The sequence below is a fragment of the Enterococcus sp. 9D6_DIV0238 genome (genome assembly GCF_002174455.2).
Taxonomy (GTDB): Bacteria; Bacillota; Bacilli; order Lactobacillales; family Enterococcaceae; genus Enterococcus_L; species Enterococcus_L dunnyi.
Genome location: NZ_CP147246.1, coordinates 186,324 through 206,016 on the forward strand (window position 1 = coordinate 186,324; position 19,693 = coordinate 206,016).

Genomic DNA, 19,693 nt, shown 5'->3' on the forward strand with positions numbered 1-19,693 from the left:
ACTAAACGAGCCCGCTACGCTTTTAATATTAAGGAGGAAAACGAATGATCATCACATCTGAACGTATTAGTCTGAAGCATCTTTTGACCGTTGAAGCACTTAGCGATCAAGAAGTTATGGGATTAATTCGCCGAGCGCAGGAATTTAAGCAAGGTGCATCTTGGCAGCCTGAGAAAAAACAATACTTTGCGACAAATTTGTTTTTCGAAAATAGTACCCGAACGCATAAAAGTTTTGATGTTGCTGAGAAGAAACTCGGAATCGAAGTGATCGAGTTTGAAGAAAGCATGAGTTCAGTGAAAAAAGGTGAAACACTATACGATACTGTACTGACAATGTCTGCGATCGGTGTAGATGTGGCAGTCATTCGTCATGGCAAAGAAAACTATTATGATGAACTGATCCAAAGTAAAACGATCCAATGCTCTATTATCAACGGGGGAGACGGTAGTGGTCAGCATCCAACACAATGTTTACTAGATTTGATGACGATTTACGAGGAGTTTGGTTATTTCGAAGGTTTGAAAGTAGCAATCGTCGGTGATATTACACATTCCCGTGTTGCAAAATCAAATATGCAGATGCTAAAACGATTAGGTGCTACGATCTTTTTCTCAGGTCCGGAAGAATGGTATGACAAACAGTTTGAGGCGTATGGCCATTATATGGAGTTGGATGAGTTAGTTGAAACAGTGGATGTCATGATGCTGCTTCGGGTCCAGCATGAACGTCATGATGGATCGGAAATTTTTTCTAAAGAAGAGTACCATCAAAATTATGGATTGACTGTTGAGCGAGCAAAACGATTACAAAAACATGCAGTCATCATGCATCCGGCACCAGTCAATCGTGACGTTGAATTAGCAGATTCACTGGTGGAAGGCATTCAGTCACGAATCATTCAACAAATGAGTAACGGAGTTTATATGAGAATGGCAATTTTAGAAGCAGTATTACACGGAAAGGCTTAGGTGAGCAATATGAAGACACTGATCAAAAATGGAAAAATCATTAAAAAAGACAATCAACTGATCCCAGCAGAAATTTGGATCGAAGATAAAAAAATCAAGGCGATCGGAACGACTTTTGATGAAGCTATGTTCGATGAAGTTTTTGATGCCAAAGGCCAATTGATTACACCAGGTTTGGTGGATGTCCATGTTCATTTAAGAGAACCAGGCTTTACCTATAAAGAAACGATCGAAACGGGGAGCAAATCTGCTGCAAGAGGCGGCTTCACTACTGTTTGCGCTATGCCTAATCTAAATCCAGTACCAGATACACCAGAAAAACTACGAGAAGTTTATGACATCATTCATGAAAATGCTGTGGTCAAAGTGCTGCAATATGCACCGATCACAGAAGAATTACGCAGTGAAACACTTACCGATCAAAAGGCCTTAAAAGAAGTTGGTGCATTCGCTTTTACCAACGATGGGGTTGGCGTACAAACAGCAGGTACGATGTACTTGGCAATGAAAGAAGCTGCCTCATTAGGAATGGCGCTGGTTGCTCATACAGAAGATGAGTCATTATTGTTCGGCGGTGTGATGCATGAAGGCGAAATTTCAAAAAAACTAGGATTACCTGGGATTTTAAGCTCTACTGAAGCATCTCAAATTGCACGGGACGTTGTGCTAGCTGGTGAAACTGGTGTCCATTATCATGTCTGCCACGTTTCAACAAAAGAAAGTGTCCGTGTGATTCGTGATGCCAAACGTGCAGGAGTTCACGTAACAGCGGAAGTTTCACCACATCATCTAATTTTGATAGACGAAAATATTCCAGAGGATAACGGCTTTTGGAAAATGAATCCACCGCTTCGTGGGACAGAAGACAGAGACGCCTTGATCGAAGGATTATTGGATGGCACGATCGATTGTATTGCAACGGATCACGCACCTCATGGGTTAGAAGAAAAAAATCAAACATTTTTGAAAGCACCGTTCGGCATCGTTGGTAGTGAAACAGCATTTCAACTGATCTACACTCATTTTGTTGAAACAGGAAAATTCACTTTAGAACAAGTGATTGACTGGATGGCTGTAAAACCTGCAGAAATCTTTGGATTGGATGCGGGCACATTAACGATCGGAAGTCCAGCAGATATCGCTGTTTTTGATTTAGAACTTGAAGAAGAAATCGATGACCAGCAGTTTGAATCAATGGGTGTGAATACTCCATTCGTTGGCTGGAAAGTAAAAGGGAATACATTAATGACTTTTGTTGATGGAAAATCAGCATGGTCTAAAGGAGATGCGTAGATTTGAAGCGATTATTGATACTGGAAGATGGCACAGTTTTTGAAGGAAAAGCTTTTGGTGCTGATGTAGATGTTGTTGGTGAGGTTGTTTTTACCACAAGTATGACAGGATACCAAGAAACCATTACTGACCAAAGTTTTAATGGTCAAATCATTACATTTACTTATCCAATGGTTGGAAATTACGGTGTCAATCGTGACGATTATGAATCGATTTCTCCTACATGTAAAGGTGTAGTTGTGAAAGAGCATGCTCGTCTAGCTTCAAATTGGCGTGAGCAGATGACATTGGATGAGTTTTTGAAACGAAAAGGGATTCCCGGGATTTCCGGTATCGATACGCGTGCATTGACAAAAAAATTGCGGTCAGCAGGAACAATGAAAGCTGGTTTTATCGATGCAGGCGATGATTTAACACATGCATTTGATCAATTAAAAGCAACTGTCTTACCGAAAAATCAAGTAGCACAGGTTTCGACGACGAAACCTTATCCTAGCCCAGGAATCGGTCGTAACGTGGTCGTAGTGGACTTTGGTTTGAAACACAGTATTTTAAGAGAGCTATCAAAGCGTCATTGTAATTTGACCGTTTTGCCTTACAATACGGATGCGGAAACGATTTTAGAGTTGTCACCAGATGGTGTGATGTTGACAAACGGACCGGGTGATCCAAAGGATGTACCGGAAGCGATCGAGATGATTCAAAAAATCCAAGGAAAAGTGCCGATTTTTGGCATCTGTTTAGGACACCAACTTTTTGCTTTAGCAAATGGGGCAGACACTTACAAAATGAGATTTGGCCATCGCGGATTAAATCATCCTGTTAGAGAAATCGCAACTGGAAAAATCGATTTCACCTCACAAAACCATGGTTATGCGGTCGATGAAGCAACAGTAGATCCAGAGAAGTTAATGGTGACACATGTGGAGGTCAATGACGGTTCAGTAGAAGGTGTCAGACATCGTCAATATCCAGCATTTACTGTTCAATATCATCCGGATGCTGCACCTGGTCCGCATGATGGATTGCACTTATTTGATGAATTTATGGAATTAATGGATGCATGGAAGGAGCAAGACTAATGCCAAAAAGAACAGATATCAAAAAAATTATGGTGATCGGTTCCGGTCCGATCATCATTGGTCAGGCAGCAGAATTCGATTACGCTGGTACGCAGGCGTGTCTTGCTTTGAGAGAAGAAGGATATGAAGTTGTTTTGGTCAATTCAAATCCTGCTACGATCATGACTGATAAAGAGATCGCCGATAAAGTTTATATTGAACCTATCACATTAGAATTTGTTTCGCGGATATTACGTAAAGAACGTCCAGATGCATTGCTACCGACACTAGGCGGTCAAACAGGCTTGAATATGGCAATGGAACTAGCTGCTTCAGGTATTTTCGATGAATTGAATGTTGAACTGCTTGGTACAAAATTGAGTGCGATCGATCAAGCTGAGGATCGAGATTTATTTAAACAATTGATGGAAGAATTGGACCAGCCGATTCCTGAAAGTGAAATCGTCAATACAGTTGATCAAGCAGTAGCTTTTGCAAATAAAATCGGCTACCCGATCATCGTTCGACCAGCCTTCACATTAGGCGGCACAGGTGGTGGTATGTGTGATAATGAAGAAGAGCTTCGAATCATCGCAGAAAATGGGTTGAAATTATCACCAGCAACGCAATGTTTGATCGAAAAAAGTATTGCCGGCTACAAAGAAATCGAGTACGAAGTGATGAGAGATTCAGCTGACAATGCGATCGTAGTCTGCAATATGGAAAACTTTGATCCAGTTGGGATCCATACGGGGGATTCGATCGTTTTTGCACCAAGCCAGACACTATCTGATTACGAGTACCAAATGTTGCGCGATGCTTCCTTAAAGATCATTCGGGCTTTAAAAATCGAAGGTGGCTGTAACGTTCAGCTAGCTCTTGATCCGCATAGTTTCAATTATTATGTGATCGAGGTCAATCCTCGGGTATCACGCTCATCTGCATTAGCAAGTAAAGCTACAGGTTATCCAATCGCTAAATTAGCAGCTAAAATCGCAGTTGGACTTACTCTGGATGAGATGAAAAATCCCGTTACAGAAACCACTTATGCCGAATTTGAACCAGCTTTAGATTATGTGGTAGCGAAAATTCCTCGCTGGCCATTCGATAAATTTGAAAAAGGGGAACGTCGTCTTGGCACTCAAATGAAAGCTACAGGCGAAGTCATGGCGATCGGTAGAAATATTGAGGAATCTCTGCTAAAGGCTGTTCGCTCTCTTGAAATCGGTGCGTATCATAATGAGTTAAAAGAAATCGAGCAAGTGACGGATGAGTTTCTGACTGAAAAGGTTGTTAAAGCTCAAGATGATCGTCTCTTCTATTTATCTGAAGCGATTCGCCGCGGCTACACAATTGAAGAATTAGCAGAGCTGACAAAAATCGATCTCTTCTTCTTAGATAAACTTCTGCATATTTATGAAATCGAAACAGCGTTGAAAGCGAACGTCAAAGATCTTGAAACACTAAAAGAAGCGAAGCAAAACGGCTTTACAGACCGAAAAATTGCCGATCTTTGGCAAGTGACAGAACAAGAAGTCACTGACTATCGTCATAAGGAAAAAGTTTTACCTGTCTATAAAATGGTCGATACTTGTGCGGCTGAATTTGAATCACAAACACCTTATTTCTATAGCACATATGAATTTGAAAATGAAAGCCTGCGTTCTGAAAAACCATCTGTTTTAGTTTTAGGATCAGGACCGATCCGAATTGGTCAAGGAGTGGAATTTGACTATGCAACGGTGCACTCTGTAAAAGCCATTCAAGCAGCCGGTTTTGAAGCGATTATTATGAATAGTAATCCAGAGACCGTGTCAACTGACTTTTCAATTTCAGATAAACTGTACTTTGAGCCACTGACCCTGGAAGATGTCATGAATGTCATCGAATTAGAACAACCAACTGGCGTGATCGTTCAATTCGGTGGGCAGACAGCGATCAATCTAGCCGAGCCCCTTGTTAAGCAAGGAGTCAAGATCTTGGGTACATCGATCGAAGATTTGGATCGAGCTGAAAATCGTGACTTATTTGAACAAGCTTTACAAGAACTTGATATTCCACAACCGCCGGGAGATACAGCGACCAGTGCGCAGGAAGCCGTAGCTGTAGCTAATAAAATCGGTTATCCAGTCTTAGTTCGACCAAGTTATGTATTGGGCGGACGAGCGATGGAAATTGTCGAAAATCAAAAAGATCTAGAAGATTATATGGCAAATGCCGTAAAAGCTTCACCGGAGCATCCAGTTTTAGTCGACAGCTATCTTTTAGGGAAAGAATGTGAAGTCGATGCAATCTGTGACGGGGAAACAGTGTTGATCCCAGGAATCATGGAGCATATCGAAAGAGCCGGCGTTCATTCTGGCGATTCAATGGCTGTTTATCCGCCTCAAACTTTGTCTGCGGAAATCCAGCAAACCATTGCAGATTATACGAAAAAATTAGCTTTAGGGCTAAACTGTATCGGGATGATGAACATTCAATTCGTTATTCATGAGGAAAAGGTCTATGTTATTGAAGTCAATCCTCGTGCAAGTCGCACAGTACCATTTTTAAGTAAAATCACAGGTATTCCAATGGCTCAAGTGGCAACAAAAGCAATCTTAGGTCAAACTTTAAAATCTCTAGGCTATCAAGATGGACTTTATCCTGAAAGCAAACAAGTACACATCAAAGCACCTGTCTTCTCATTTACTAAGCTGCAAAAAGTGGATACCTACTTAGGGCCTGAAATGAAGTCGACAGGAGAAGTCATGGGGTCAGATGTTAGCTTAGAAAAAGCTTTATACAAGGCTTTTGAAGCGTCAGGATTGCATTTGCCAAGTTATGGTGCGGTGTTGTTCACGATCGCTGATGAAACAAAAGAAGAAGCATTACATTTGGCGAAACGCTTTAATGACATTGGGTATAGTCTGATTGCTACTAAAGGCACCGCTGAGTATTTAAAAGAGCACGGTTTATTTGTTAAAACAGTTTCTAAGATCGATCAAGACAATGACGAAACGGTCCTCGATCTTATTCGAACAGGTGAAGCACAAGTCGTTGTCAACACCATGGACAAAAATCGTTCTGATCTAAATCAAGATGGCTTTTTGATTCGTCGAGAAGCAGTTGAACATGGCGTTCCACTATTTACTTCATTAGACACTGCGGAAGCAATTCTTAAAGTTCTAGAATCAAGAGCTTTTTCTACTGACGCTATCTGATTTTAGAACTCAATATATAATCTTTCAAAGGAGTAGAAAACATGAAACAGGAAATAATGACGATCGTTTCACAAAAGCAGCTAGCTCCTAGAATTTTTCAAATGACGTTGACAGGTGAGCTTGTCAATGAAATGAAAAAGCCAGGTCAATTTATTCATATAAAAGTGCCCCGAGCAGACCTTCTTTTGAGAAGACCGATCAGTTTAAATCAAATCGATCAACAAGCTAAAACTTGTACGATCATTTATCGGACCGAAGGAGACGGCACTAAAGAATTTTCTATGATGACATCAGGTGATAAGCTTGATGTCATGGGCCCTTTGGGTAATGGTTTTGATGTCGATTGCTTAAATAAGGGACAAAAAGCATTTGTAGTTGGCGGAGGAATCGGGATTCCACCGATGTATGAATTATCAAAGCAGTTGAAGCAGCGAGGCGTGGAAGTCATTCATTTTTTAGGGTATGCTTCTAAGGAAGTGGCTTACTTCGAAGAAGAGTTTCTTGCATTAGGCGATACTCGCTTTGCAACAGATGACGGTTCGTTTGGCGTGGAAGGTAATGTTGGTAATCTTATTCTAGAAGCAATCAAAACAGAGCAGCCGGATGCTGTTTATGCTTGTGGCGCGAATGGAATGCTGAAAATGATCGCTCAGGTTTTTCCTGATCAACCAAATGTTTTCCTATCTTTAGAGCAGCGTATGGCATGTGGAATGGGCGCTTGCTATGCTTGTGTTTGTCATGTGCCGGATGATGAAACTGGGACAAAAAGTGTGAAAGTCTGTGACGAAGGACCGGTTTTCAGAGCAAGTGAGGTGGTTTTATGATGAAAAATCCATTAGCTGTAACTATTCCTGGCTTAGAGCTGAAAAATCCAATTATTCCAGCAAGTGGCTGTTTTGGTTTTGGTGAAGAATATGCTAAATATTACGATCTAGGAAAATTAGGATCGATCATGATCAAAGCTACAACACCGCAAGCTCGTTTTGGTAATCCAACACCTCGTGTAGCGGAGACGCCGAGCGGTATGCTAAATGCTATTGGCTTACAAAATCCAGGACTGGACGTTGTTATGAAAGAAAAGCTTCCAGCTTTAGAAAAGTACGACCTGCCAATTATCGCTAATGTAGCTGGCGCTTGCGAAGAGGATTATGTCGAGGTTTGTAGTAAAATTGGTGAGGCTGTCAATGTGAAAGCAATTGAACTAAATATCTCTTGTCCAAACGTCAAGCATGGGGGGATCGCCTTCGGGACGGATCCTGATGTAGCATTCCAATTAACACAAGCAGTAAAAAAAGTAACAGAGGTTCCGATTTACGTTAAATTATCCCCAAATGTTACTGATATTGTACCAATCGCTCAAGCCATCGAAGCTGGAGGAGCTGACGGTTTTTCAATGATCAACACGTTGTTGGGAATGCGGATCGATTTAAAAACGCGTCAACCGATTTTAGCCAATCAAACAGGTGGATTATCCGGTCCTGCAATCAAGCCGGTTGCAATACGATTGATCAAACAAGTATCACAAATCTCTGATTTACCGATCATTGGTATGGGTGGAGTTCAAACAGTCGATGATGTTTTAGAAATGTTTCTAGCTGGTGCAAGTGCCGTTGGGGTTGGAACTGCTAATTTCACTGATCCTTATATTTGTCCTAAATTGATTGAAGATTTACCGATTAGAATGTCGGAATTAGGCATCGAATCGCTTGAACAGCTAATTAAAGAAGTGAAGGAGGCAAAAAATCAATGAGTCAAAGACCGATCATCGCCTTAGATTTTCCTTCAAAAGAAGCAGTTGAAGTCTTCTTATTGAAATTTCCATCAGAGGAATCTTTATTTGTAAAAGTAGGGATGGAGCTTTTTTATCAAGAAGGGCCTGAAATTGTTCGCTGGTTGAAGTCCTTAGGCCATTCTGTTTTCCTAGATTTAAAACTTCACGATATTCCTAATACAGTAGAGAGAGCGATGACTGGATTAGCTAAATTAGGAGTAGATATAACAAATGTTCACGCGGCAGGCGGAATCAAGATGATGAAGGCTGCTAAAGAAGGATTGAAAAAGGGGACCGTAGCTGGTCAGGATGTTCCGATCTTGATCGCTGTGACTCAACTGACTTCAACGAGTGAGACAGAAATGCATCAAGATCAATTGATCGATGTCTCCTTAAAAGAAAGTGTGACTCATTATGCTGCATGTGCTGAAAAAGCTGGACTAGATGGAGTTGTTTGCTCAGCACTAGAAGCAAAAGATATTCATCAAGCAACCAGCGAGGCCTTTGTTTGTCTAACACCGGGCATTCGTCCAAGCGGTAGCGCTGTAGGCGATCAACAACGTGTAGTGACTCCAAGCGAAGCAAGAAAAATTGGCGCAACGTTTATCGTGGTGGGAAGACCGATCACTCAAGCCGATCGACCTTATGAAGCTTATCAAACAATCAAACAAGAATGGAATGGAGAATCGTAATGACTGAATTAGCAAAAAGAATCGCCAAAGATCTATTAGAAATTGAAGCAGTTTTCCTAAGTCCAAACGAGCCGTTTACATGGGCAAGCGGGATCAAAAGCCCAATTTATTGTGATAATCGTATTACGATGAGCTATCCAGTTGTTCGTAAAGAGATTGCACAGGGATTAGCGGATAAAATCAAAGCAGACTTTCCTGATGTAGAAGTGATCGCGGGCACAGCCACTGCTGGGATTCCTCATGCTGCTTGGGTAGCAGATATTTTAGACTTACCAATGGTCTATATCCGTAGTAAAGCTAAGGCACATGGAAAAGGGAACCAAATTGAAGGCCGCATTTTCAAAGGGCAGAAAATGGTTGTGATCGAAGACTTGATTTCAACAGGTGGCAGTGTGTTGGAAGCAGCATCTGCAGCTGCTCGTGAAGGAGCTGATGTGTTAGGAGTTGCAGCAATTTTCACGTATGAGTTACCAAAAGGGATCGAGAATTTTACTGCTCAAAACACGAAGTTAGTTACGTTGACAAATTATTCTACGTTGATCGATGCAGCGCTGGAATCAAATTATATCGAATCTACAGATGTTTCTCTTTTACAGGATTGGAAAAAAGATCCTGAAAATTGGTTAAAAAAATAAGTAAGAGAGGTTGAGACAGAAGTGTTTAATCCCGAGAAATAAGAAAGAATTCCTGAAAATTGTTTTCCAAATTTTTGTGAATTCTAGCTTATTTCCGAAGGGATTGCTTCTGCTCTCACCGTTTATCTGGATTTCAGGTGTCCGGGGTTTGACTCGCAGAGTTTTCTCCCAGACACTTTTTATTATTATAAGCTTTTGCTATTTTATGCTATACTTTGACTATTAAAAATTTAAAGCAACACGATAATAGTGAATTACATGTCTATTAGTGATAGAGTCATTCAAATGAAAAATCAGAAGGTGGGGTTTGATGAAAAATATTCGAAACATGGATGTAGAATGGGGATATACAGGAGATACAGGGCCGGAGCATTGGCATACGCTTTGTGATTGGTTTTCACTTGGAGCCAAATATCCATATCAATCACCTGTAAATCTATCCAAAACACTGATTAGTGAAAATAAAGCGAATAGAGAGATAACTTTTTTTTATAAAAATGAAGAATTTACAGAAAAAGAATTTAAAAATACCTTTCACTTTGTACCGCCAAATACAGAAAGCTATGTTATTTTTGAAGAAGAAAAGTATTATCTAACGGATATCCATTTTCATACACCAAGTGAGCATACATTTGATGGAGAACATTGTCCATTAGAATTTCACCTAGTGCATATGAATAATTCGGGAGAAAACTTGGTCGTAGGTTGTCTATTTACGATCACTAAAGAAGCGAATAAGTTTTCTAAAGATCAGAAAGCATTTATTTGGGAAACGGAAACCCATCAGCAGTGGTTTGATCCATCGATTTTTTTACCTGAAAAAAAATCTCATTTTCACTATCTTGGGTCTCTAACGACTCCGCCAACAAAAGGACCCGTGCATTGGTTTGTTTTTGATACAGTTCAGAAGATGGACCATGATTTTTTCCAACGAATAGATGAAGGAATGCTGCCATTCAATAATCGGCCTGTTCAAGAACTAAATGGTCGTAAAGTTTATTTTACGGAATAAAATGGAGGACCAAAATGAATATTCAACAAATGAAATATGTCGTTGCTGTTGCTAATAATGGCAGTTTTAGGGAAGCAGCTAAAAAGATGTTTATCACTCAACCTAGCTTGTCTAACGGAATTCGTGAGCTTGAAGATGAAATTGGGGTAAGTCTGTTCATCCGAACGAATAAAGGAGCTTCTTTGACAGAGGAAGGCCTAGTGTTTTTGGAGCATGCGGAGAAGGTTTTGACCCAGATGGAAATGCTGGAGAATCGATATCAGGAAGTCACAACGAGTGAACGGTTTTCGATTTCTTCTCAACATTATGATTTTCTTGGCGTAGTCATGGGGAATGTGATCAAGCAGTTTAAAGAGCAATACAAAAATTTTCGTGTATTCGAGACAACGACGTTAAAAGTCATTGAAGATGTGAAAAGTTATCATAGTGAATTAGGGATCATTTATTTAAATCATCAGAATCAATCGGGGATCGAACGCTATCTTGAACAAGCGAATTTAACCTATGATGTTGTTGGAAGTTTTAAGACCCATATTTTTGTGAGCAATGATCATCCTCTAGCGAAGATGAGTGAGATCTCATTAGAGCAGTTATGCTGCTATCCTCAGGTGCGTTTTACGCAAGAAGGAAGTAATTTTGCCTATTTTTCGGAGGATTTGATTGAAAATCAAGAGCAGGAAACGGTGATTTACACAAATGATCGAGGGACTTTGATGAATCTGCTGGTAGAAACTGATGCATATGCGTCTGGTTCAGGGGTTGTAACTGGATTTACAAAAAAAGAAATACGGCTGATCCCGCTTGCTGATAGTCCAAATAATAAAATTTGTGTACTTTATCAGAAAAATAAAAGCATTAGTCAAATTGGTCACTATTTTATTCAAGAACTGAAACGATTATTCAGCTAAAGTTGCCAGTACACTCTAAATAGTCTATACTTATTTTGGTATATTTTATTGAAATAAAAGGAGTGTAACAAATGAAAAAAATGGGACAGGCAGCGTTGGTCATTGCTTTAGGATTTGTTTTATCTGCATGCGGCACAACATCGCGTGTGGAAAAAGCAAACAAAAATTCAGAAAAGAATGAACAGACCGACACATCAAAGGCACCAGTTAAAGCGTCTGAGTCAAGTAAAGCGGACGCGGAAAAGAAAACGATCGAAACTGAAAATGGAGATTTTTCTGTAGTACTGCCAGATGGTTGGGAAGAAATCGAACCTACGGAATTGAATGATGATGCGGATATTGCGTTAGAAAATGACAAAAAAATCATGTATGCAGCTGTTTTAAGTGAATCAGCTGATGACTATGATGGATTCGATAGTTTCAAGGAAGCAATCGATTTTCATCAATGGTTGGAAGTAGATGACGAAACAGAACAAGAAATCAATGGAAATGGCTGGAAAGGTACACGCTATCTGATCACAGCGAGAATTGATAGCATGCGCGCTTATTATGTGTATGATGTCGCACAATCTGATGCGGGGCACTATGTTCAGAAAATGGCTTGGACGATGAATAGCAAAAAAAGTAAGAATGGAAAAGAATTGGAAGAAGTTTTAGATTCTATTCAAGATATATCTAAATAAAAAAGAAATAGCTTGAAGCAGCTGAAAGGTGTGCATCAAGCTATTTTTTTTATCGCAATTGAGATAAATAGTCTTTGATAATTGTTAAAACGGATGCCATTTCTTTCTGAGTGCCGATCGAAATTCTCAAATAAGATTGCAAACGCTCAATAGTAGGAAAATAGCGAACAAAAACATCTTGTTCTTCTAAATGTTGATAAAGGTCACTTATCTCGAGTTTGGGATGTGTCGACAGAACGAAGTTCGTTTTTGATGGTAGAGAATCAAAACCTACAGCATGCAGTTCTCTAATGAACCACTCTCGTGTTTGGCAAATCTTTTCTGTAATCTTGTCATAATAGTCTGTATCTTCAATAGCAGCTGTGGCCAATGTTTCCGCTAGTAGATCGACCGAATAAGGATTGAAAGAAGACTTGATACTTTCAGCAATACGGATATACTGAGGATTTCCAATAGCATAACCAACACGTAGACCAGCTAAAGAGTTCGCTTTTGATAAGGTTCTGACGATAATGAGATTTGGATGGTTTTCTAGCAAGGTAATAGCTGATTTTCCAGCAAAATCAATGTAGGCTTCATCAACAATTACGATAACATCGGCATTTTCTGACAATAGCTTTTCGATGGCTTCAAGTGGTTGAAATAGTCCAGTAGGTGCATTAGGATTGGCTAAAATAATTCCGCCGTTGTTTTGACGATAGTCATCAAGATCAATACTAAAATCTTTCTTCAATGGAATTTCTTTGAATGGGATATGAAATAAGTCTGCCCAAACTTTATAAAAACCATAAGTGATTTCTGGAAAAAGCAGTGGATCTGAACTATTGAAAAAAGCTAGAAAACAAAATGCCAGTACCTCATCTGAACCATTACCGATCAAAAAATGTTCTGGAGATAATTTGAATTTATCACTCAAGGCTTTTTTTAGCTCAAAATTATCAACGGAGCTATAGCGCTTCAATGATTCTGGATTGAAATTTTTTAAAGCTTCCGTTACTTTTGGAGAGGGCGGATAAGGATTTTCATTGGTGTTTAGCTTGATCATATCCGAATAATTTGGCTGCTCACCTGGAACATAGGGTGTGATTTTTCTGAGTCCTTTCATAAACATAACTCCCTTCATTTCTTATTACTATAAAGAAGCAAAGAAGGTTTCGCAAGTGCAATCTGAGAATTTGAAAAGAAAATACACTTTTTTTAAATACAAATTTCATTTTGCAAGAGAATATGCTATGATAATTCCATTGATAAAATAAGCCGTATGAACGGTTTGGGCATTTAAATAGAGAAGGAGAGAAGTTCATGGATTTAACTAAAAGATTCAATAAACAAGTATCTAAAATCGCTGTATCATTGATTCGTCAGTTTGATGAGCAAGTGTCATCGATCGATGGAATTTTAAAACTAACGTTAGGTGAACCTGATTTCAATACACCAGAGCATGTAAAAAAAGCGGCACATGACGCTATTAATGACAATTTCTCTCACTACTCAGGTATGGCAGGGTTGACTGATGTTCGAGAAGCAGCCGCATTTTTTATGAAAGAGAAGTATGGTGTGAGCTACCAAGCGACTTCTGAGATTTTAGTAACTGTAGGTGCAACAGAAGCGATTTCGGCAAGCTTATTGGCGATCTTGGAGCCAGGAGATAAAATCTTGATGCCTGCTCCGATATATCCAGGTTATGAGCCGGTGATCACTTTAGCAAATGCTGAACCAGTGTATATCGATACGAGACCAAATAAATTTGTTTTAACTCCACAAATGATCGAAGAAGCTATGGCAGAGCACGGGGATCAAGTGAAAGCAATCATCTTGAATTATCCAAGTAATCCGACGGGGGTCACTTATACACGTGAAGAAGTGAATGCAATTGCTGATGTAGTAAAAAAATATCCAATATTCGTTATCAGTGATGAAATTTATAGTGAGCTGACGTATGAAGACGAACATGTATCTATTGCAGAATTTATTCCGGAGCAAACGATCCTGATCAACGGATTGTCAAAATCCCATGCTATGACCGGTTGGCGGATCGGATTTATCTTTGGAGCCGAAGAATTGATTGCAGAGATCATCAAGGTCCATCAGTATTTGGTTACTGCAGCTTCTACGATTTCACAAAAAGCAGCTGTTAGAGCGCTTGTCGAAGGTATCAATGATGCTTCTGTGATGAAAGAAGAATACCGAGAGCGTCGTGATTTTGTTTATGAACAAATGACAGGATTCGGGTTTGAAGTTGCTAGACCAAATGGCGCTTTTTATATTTTTGCTAAAATCCCAGCCGGTTATGAGCAAGACTCGATGAAGTTTTGTGTTGATTTAGCACAGAAACAAGCAATCGCAATCATTCCCGGTATTGCTTTTGGAAAAGAAGCTGAAGGGTATGTTAGAATCAGCTACGCGGCCGATATGAGTACCTTGAAAGAAGCTATGAGACGTATTGGCGCTTATATAAAATAAATGAGAAGCTAATAGAGAATGTGATGTAAATCGTTTAGGTTCGAGCTTTTGGAAAAGAATGAATAGTAGGATATTTATATTCTCTGTTTTTTCCAATCGCTAAAGCACCTGACTTCTGATCAGTGTTAAGGACAAACCAGTTTTTAGGCTTGTCTTTAACACTTTTTTATTTTTCACTTAAACAAAACCTTTACACTCCTTTACGAATTATTTACAAAACATTGGATTAGAATTAACACTCCGCTGTTAAACTAAGCTTGTAACTAATTGAAAAGGAAGTGCAGAAATGAAGAAACCTTTATTATCAGCAATTGTTTTGAGTGTAGGACTATTAATCGCAGGTTGCGGCAGTCAAGGCGCAGCAACTAACGAAAGCAGTAATAAAAGTAAGGAAAGCAACGATCAACCAGTTAAAATCGTAGCAGTCGGTTCAACGGCTTTACAGCCGCTAGTTGATGCAGCAAAAGATCAATTTATTTCTGAACATCCTAATTATACGATCTCTGTTCAAGGTGGGGGCAGCGGAACAGGACTCTCTCAAGTAGCTGATGGTGCTGTGACGATTGGTAATTCAGATGTTTTTGCAGAAGAAAAATCTGGTGTTGATGCGTCAAAATTAGTCGATCATCGAGTTGCAGTAGTTGGCATGGGGCCTGTTGTTAACAAAGAAGTCGGCGTTAAAAACGTGACAAAACAGGAATTGATCGATATTTTTACTGGAAAAACGAAAAATTGGAAAGAACTTGGAGGCAAAGATCAGGAAATTGCAGTGATCAATCGTCCAAGTGGAAGCGGAACACGTGCAACATTTGAAAAATGGGGACTGGATGGAGCGACAGCCGTTCAATCACAGGAACAGGACTCATCAGGAACTGTACGTCAAATCGTTGCCCAAACTCCAGGAGCAATCAGCTATCTTGCTTTTTCTTATATGGATGACTCAACGATTGCTTTAAGCGTAGATGATGTTAAGCCGACTGAAGAAAATGTCGCAGATAACTCTTGGAAAATCTGGTCTTATGAGCATATGTATACAAAAGGCGAGCCAGATAAAGAAGTCAAAGCCTTTTTAGATTTTATGTTGGAAGAAGATGTTCAAAAAGGAGTGGTCAAAGAATTAGGTTACTTACCGATCACAGATATGAAAGTTGAACGTGACGTTTCAGGAACGATCAAAGAAAAATAAATATTTCCCCCTAGAAATAGAAAAAATCAGAGAGAAAACTTGTGATCATCAAGTTTTCTCTCTGATTATTTTTTTGGTAAATAGACGGTAAAGGTCGTTCCTAAACCTAAATGACTGTCGATGGTCACTTTGCCGCCAAGTAATTCAGTGTAATTTTGCACGATCGATAAGCCTAAGCCAGTCCCGCCGGAATGACGACTTCGTGCTTTGTCTACACGGTAGAACCGCTCAAAAATTCGTTCTTGATCCTCTTGACTGATCCCAATTCCAGTGTCTTTCACCATAAAGTAAAATCTATCTGTAAAGCCAAAATCAATGGTGATCGTTTCATCGATTTGTGAGTACTGAACAGCATTTTCAATAAGATTTTTTGCGATAGGATAAAAAAGTTCATATTTTGTTGTATAGGTTATATGTTTTGAACCGCTGATTTGGATCGTCAAATTCTTTTCTTTGATCGTCTTTCGATAAGATCGTAGAATTTCTTCTGTAAACGGGAAAAGCTCAATGATTTGATCATCATAAGTGATATTTTTGCCGTCACGAGAAAGCTGCAATATTTCTTGGATCAACTGTTGTAGACGTAAAGCATCTTTTTCCATGATTTGTAAAAACTGAGTTAATGTTTCAGGATCGTCTTTCGCACCATCTAGTAAAGTTTCAGTGAAACCTAATAGAGAAGTGACTGGCGTTTTCAATTCATGAGAGACATTACTGACAAAGTCTTTTTGCATCTTTTCCAATTGTCTGACACGCGTCAAATCATAAGCGATTCCTAGCACTTGGTAATTATTACCGTTTTCTTCTATAAAACGTAAGGACATATCCAAAATGGTCTCATTCAAGCTCTCAGCTAAAGAAATCTCTTGATGAAGAGTCGTCTTTTCAGTAATTACTTGGTGAATCAGGTGGATCAATGCTGGCTCTTCGATCACATCAAAATAATCTTTGCCGACAGCATCCGGTTGGATATTCAAAATATCCAGCATTTTTGGATTGACCAACTGTAATTTTCCTTCGACATCAATAATAAAAACGCCGATCATCAGTTCATCTAGTAGTGCATGAAATTGTTCCTCAGTTGAAGTATAGGCTAAATAGGTCTGACTCATTTGCTGGCTGATAAGATTGACCGTTTGGTAAAGTTCATTCCATTCAGGAGAATCTTGGATGATCGAACGGGCTTCATCAGGGTATTTGACGATTTTTTTCAATACAGGTAATACAGTGACTAGTGGTTCATTTTTCTGCTGAAGCAGGACAAAAACAAACCCAGTGATAATGATAAATAAAATGCCTAAAGTTAGTAAAATATACCGTTTGAATGATTGTATACTACTCGAAAATTGGGTTGTTTCTTCTGACATGCGAATGATCCCAACTAGATCGCCATTTTTCTTCACAGGAAGTGCAAGGTAGAGCAACTCCTTATTTAAAGTGGCGCTTTTGCGCAGAGCAGAACCGAAGTCAGCACCTGAAAGAACCGCTTTGATCTCAGGCCGGTTTTTTCTAGAGTCATGTAATCTTGTGTCTACACTGTCATAGAAGATATCACCTGTGTTATTCATTAGACTCAATCGTTCATTCTCATCAGTCAAATAGTGATCTACTAATGTTTTTTCCTGAGAAGTAAAAGCCTGCTGAGTGAAAACTTCAGGAGATAACTGATCTAAAAGCAGCGTTGCTTTCTTTTGCAAATATTCTTCCTGTTGCGTCAATAATTCCTTTCGGAAAAAATAGTTTGTCAGAAAAATACTGCCAACAAAAAGAGCTAGCATCATAAGTATGACTAAAAGATATTCAAAACGTTGCCGCTTTTTCATTTTTTAGGCTCCTGAAAACGATAGCCAAATCCTCTGACTGTGACTAAGTAAGCCGGATGCTTTGGATCAATTTCGATTTTATCCCTTAAATGGCTCACATGGACATCTACTATACGGCTTTGCCCTGCAAAATCATAATTCCAGATACGATCAAGCAATGTATCACGATCGATCACACGATCTTTACGTTTGATAAAGTAAACCAATAATTCAAATTCTTTTGGTGTCAATTCGATTTTCTCACCACGAACAGAGACAGCGTAGTTTTGTTCATCGACCATAATGTCTCCTATGATCAATGGTGCTTTCACAGGTTCACTAATGTCCTCTTTCTTTTCAACTGTTGGTTTCAATCGTCTGAAAATGGCTTTCATTCGTGCTAAAACTTCTCTAGGGCTAAAAGGCTTAGTTAAATAATCATCTGCACCGATTTCCAAACCGATGATTTTATCTACTTGATCATCTTTTGCAGTTAAAATCAAAATAGGGGTGTCGATTTTTTCTCTTCTCAAGGCTTTTGTAATTTCCAGCCCATCCATATTCGGCAGCATGACATCAAGGATAATAAAATCAAATTGATTGGTTGAAGCCAATTCAAAACCTACAGCTCCATCAGTGGCACTTATAACTTCATACCCGTCTTTTTCTAAATTGAAAGTTAACAATGTGACGATCGAAGGTTCATCGTCAACCACAAGTACTTTTTTCATTCGTTTAGCTCCTTTTATATGGAAAATCAATACAACGCTATTTTATCATAAATCAGCAACGATCAAAAACTTTAAGGAATGGGTCTAATGCTACATTCTGGTTCAAAGAAATGGTATAATAATAAAGATTGAAAAGAGGGGAAGAAATGATCGGAATCAGTGCATGTTTGGGTGGTATTTGTTGTCGATATGATGGTCAGTCTAAAGAACTATCTTTTTTAAAAGAATTAGTTGAAAAGAAAGAGGCAATGCCTATTTGCCCAGAGGTTTTAGGTGGATTGCCGATTCCAAGAGAACCGGCCGAAATAACAAGTGGAGACGGTTTTGCTGTTTGGCAAGGACAAGCAAGCGTGTTGACAGTATCGGGTGAAGATGTGACCGAGTGTTTCAAAGAAGGGGCAAAAATTGCGTATCAAAAACTTCTAGAACATCAAATCGATACATTGATCGTTAAAGAAGATAGTCCTTCTTGTGGATACAGAAGGATCTATGATGGTACGTTTTCCGGAAATAAAATAGCTGGTATTGGTGTTGCGACGGCTTATTTTATTTTGAACGGGATCAGCGTTGTATCAGAAAATGAATGGCAAACAATTGTACAGCATGAGGGATCAAATGGCTGAAATGGAAATACTAAAGATTTTTGATAAAGACTATCAGCAATGTGGGACAGCGACCAGAGAACGTGCGCATCGAGAAGGTTTGTGGCACGAAACCTTTCATTGTTGGTTTTATATAATGGAACAAGATGAAGTAATCATTTATTTTCAGAAACGTTCACCTAAAAAGAAAGACTTTCCTAATCAGTTGGATATCACAGCTGCTGGGCATCTTTTGGCGAATGAAACTGTTTTAGACGGTTTTAGAGAGGTCAGGGAAGAATTAGGTGTGGAGATTTTACCTGAAGAAGCAGCGTTTTTAGGTGTTTTTCCGGTGAGTATAAACTTAGGAACCTTTATCGATAATGAATTCACGAATGTTTATCTTGTGCAGCAAGAAATCAAGATAGGAAATTTTACTTTACAGGAAGAAGAAGTTGAAAGTTTATTTTGTGTCCCGCTTTCTAAGTTAAAAAGAATGCTGGCAGATCCTACTTTAAAGGTTGCCTTAACAGGCTATCGCCAAGAAAACTATCAACAAACGATCACACGAGCAGTAGTATCAAAAAAAGATTTCTGTGCAAATGCGGAAAGCTACTATGAGGCACTGGTCGAAATTTTTGAAGAAATCCAAGGAAATCACTTGAGAACTATTGACTAATTCCCTTGAAATCGGTAACCTA

Annotated in this window: 18 protein-coding genes and 1 pseudogene; 16 read left to right on the forward strand and 3 right to left on the reverse strand. The window is 39.2% G+C overall.

Annotated elements, in window-relative coordinates; translation table 11 throughout:
* The first annotated feature begins 44 nt into the window (after positions 1–44).
* From A5889_RS00850 to A5889_RS00905, 12 genes and pseudogenes are all read left to right on the forward strand, one after another.
* On the forward strand, positions 45–971 hold the full coding sequence (locus A5889_RS00850; RefSeq protein ID WP_087639996.1) for an aspartate carbamoyltransferase catalytic subunit: 927 nt from the start codon (positions 45–47) through the stop codon (positions 969–971).
* Between the two features lie 9 nt (positions 972–980).
* Entirely contained in the window at positions 981–2,264 is a 1,284-nt protein-coding gene (locus tag A5889_RS00855; protein ID WP_087639997.1) for a dihydroorotase, read from the forward strand.
* Between the two features lie 2 nt (positions 2,265–2,266).
* Entirely contained in the window at positions 2,267–3,346 is a 1,080-nt protein-coding gene (locus A5889_RS00860) for a carbamoyl phosphate synthase small subunit (protein WP_087639998.1), read from the forward strand.
* Positions 3,346–6,528, forward strand: a complete 3,183-nt coding sequence (gene carB, locus A5889_RS00865) for a carbamoyl-phosphate synthase large subunit (RefSeq protein WP_087639999.1) — start codon at positions 3,346–3,348, stop codon at positions 6,526–6,528. Before A5889_RS00860 ends, carB begins: the two co-directional genes overlap by 1 nt.
* A gap of 41 nt (positions 6,529–6,569) precedes the next feature.
* A complete protein-coding gene (locus tag A5889_RS00870; protein WP_087640000.1) occupies positions 6,570–7,352 on the forward strand; it encodes a dihydroorotate dehydrogenase electron transfer subunit in 783 nt (260 codons plus the stop codon).
* Positions 7,349–8,278: a dihydroorotate dehydrogenase gene (locus A5889_RS00875; protein WP_087640001.1), complete on the forward strand. Its 930-nt coding sequence runs from the start codon at positions 7,349–7,351 to the stop codon at positions 8,276–8,278. Before A5889_RS00870 ends, A5889_RS00875 begins: the two co-directional genes overlap by 4 nt.
* Positions 8,275–8,991 carry an orotidine-5'-phosphate decarboxylase gene (gene pyrF, locus A5889_RS00880; protein ID WP_087640002.1) on the forward strand — a complete coding sequence of 239 codons (717 nt, stop codon included), beginning with the start codon at positions 8,275–8,277 and terminating at the stop codon, positions 8,989–8,991. Before A5889_RS00875 ends, pyrF begins: the two co-directional genes overlap by 4 nt.
* Positions 8,991–9,626: an orotate phosphoribosyltransferase gene (gene pyrE, locus A5889_RS00885; RefSeq protein ID WP_087640003.1), complete on the forward strand. Its 636-nt coding sequence runs from the start codon at positions 8,991–8,993 to the stop codon at positions 9,624–9,626. Before pyrF ends, pyrE begins: the two co-directional genes overlap by 1 nt.
* A 10-nt stretch (positions 9,627–9,636) precedes the next feature.
* A pseudogene (locus A5889_RS00890) lies at positions 9,637–9,753 on the forward strand (DUF3788 domain-containing protein); the annotation flags it as partial.
* Positions 9,754–9,936: 183 nt separating this feature from the next.
* Positions 9,937–10,638 (forward strand): carbonic anhydrase family protein, encoded by a 702-nt coding sequence (locus A5889_RS00895; protein WP_087640004.1) that lies wholly within the window; start codon positions 9,937–9,939, stop codon positions 10,636–10,638.
* A gap of 14 nt (positions 10,639–10,652) precedes the next feature.
* Entirely contained in the window at positions 10,653–11,546 is an 894-nt protein-coding gene (locus tag A5889_RS00900) for a LysR family transcriptional regulator (RefSeq protein ID WP_087640005.1), read from the forward strand.
* A 71-nt stretch (positions 11,547–11,617) separates the two neighbouring features.
* The gene (locus tag A5889_RS00905; protein WP_087640006.1) at positions 11,618–12,229 is read left to right on the forward strand and encodes a hypothetical protein; all 612 of its coding nucleotides are present in this window, start codon (positions 11,618–11,620) and stop codon (positions 12,227–12,229) included.
* 49 nt (positions 12,230–12,278) lie between these two features.
* Here A5889_RS00905 and hisC read toward each other — a convergent pair whose 3' ends face one another.
* On the reverse strand, positions 12,279–13,334 hold the full coding sequence (gene hisC, locus A5889_RS00910) for a histidinol-phosphate transaminase (RefSeq protein WP_087640007.1): 1,056 nt from the start codon (positions 13,332–13,334) through the stop codon (positions 12,279–12,281).
* A 197-nt stretch (positions 13,335–13,531) separates the two neighbouring features.
* Between hisC and A5889_RS00915 the strand changes: the two genes are divergently transcribed.
* Both A5889_RS00915 and A5889_RS00920 read left to right on the forward strand, forming a co-directional pair.
* Positions 13,532–14,692, forward strand: coding sequence for a pyridoxal phosphate-dependent aminotransferase (locus tag A5889_RS00915; protein WP_087640008.1), 1,161 nt, complete (start codon positions 13,532–13,534; stop codon positions 14,690–14,692).
* Between the two features lie 286 nt (positions 14,693–14,978).
* A complete protein-coding gene (locus A5889_RS00920; protein WP_087640009.1) occupies positions 14,979–15,878 on the forward strand; it encodes a phosphate ABC transporter substrate-binding protein PstS family protein in 900 nt (299 codons plus the stop codon).
* Between the two features lie 65 nt (positions 15,879–15,943).
* Here the strand turns inward: A5889_RS00920 and A5889_RS00925 are convergent, their stop codons facing one another.
* Both A5889_RS00925 and A5889_RS00930 read right to left on the reverse strand, forming a co-directional pair.
* Positions 15,944–17,701 carry a sensor histidine kinase gene (locus tag A5889_RS00925; RefSeq protein ID WP_087640010.1) on the reverse strand — a complete coding sequence of 586 codons (1,758 nt, stop codon included), beginning with the start codon at positions 17,699–17,701 and terminating at the stop codon, positions 15,944–15,946.
* Positions 17,698–18,411, reverse strand: a complete 714-nt coding sequence (locus tag A5889_RS00930; RefSeq protein WP_087640011.1) for a response regulator transcription factor — start codon at positions 18,409–18,411, stop codon at positions 17,698–17,700. Before A5889_RS00930 ends, A5889_RS00925 begins: the two co-directional genes overlap by 4 nt.
* Positions 18,412–18,557: 146 nt before the next feature.
* Here A5889_RS00930 and A5889_RS00935 point away from each other — a divergent pair, with 146 nt between their 5' ends.
* Together A5889_RS00935 and A5889_RS00940 are read left to right on the forward strand one after the other, a co-directional pair.
* Positions 18,558–19,034: a DUF523 domain-containing protein gene (locus A5889_RS00935; RefSeq protein WP_087640012.1), complete on the forward strand. Its 477-nt coding sequence runs from the start codon at positions 18,558–18,560 to the stop codon at positions 19,032–19,034.
* Positions 19,027–19,671: an NUDIX hydrolase gene (locus A5889_RS00940; RefSeq protein WP_176372772.1), complete on the forward strand. Its 645-nt coding sequence runs from the start codon at positions 19,027–19,029 to the stop codon at positions 19,669–19,671. The genes A5889_RS00935 and A5889_RS00940 overlap by 8 nt, the downstream gene beginning before the upstream one ends.
* Positions 19,672–19,693: the final 22 nt, after the last annotated feature.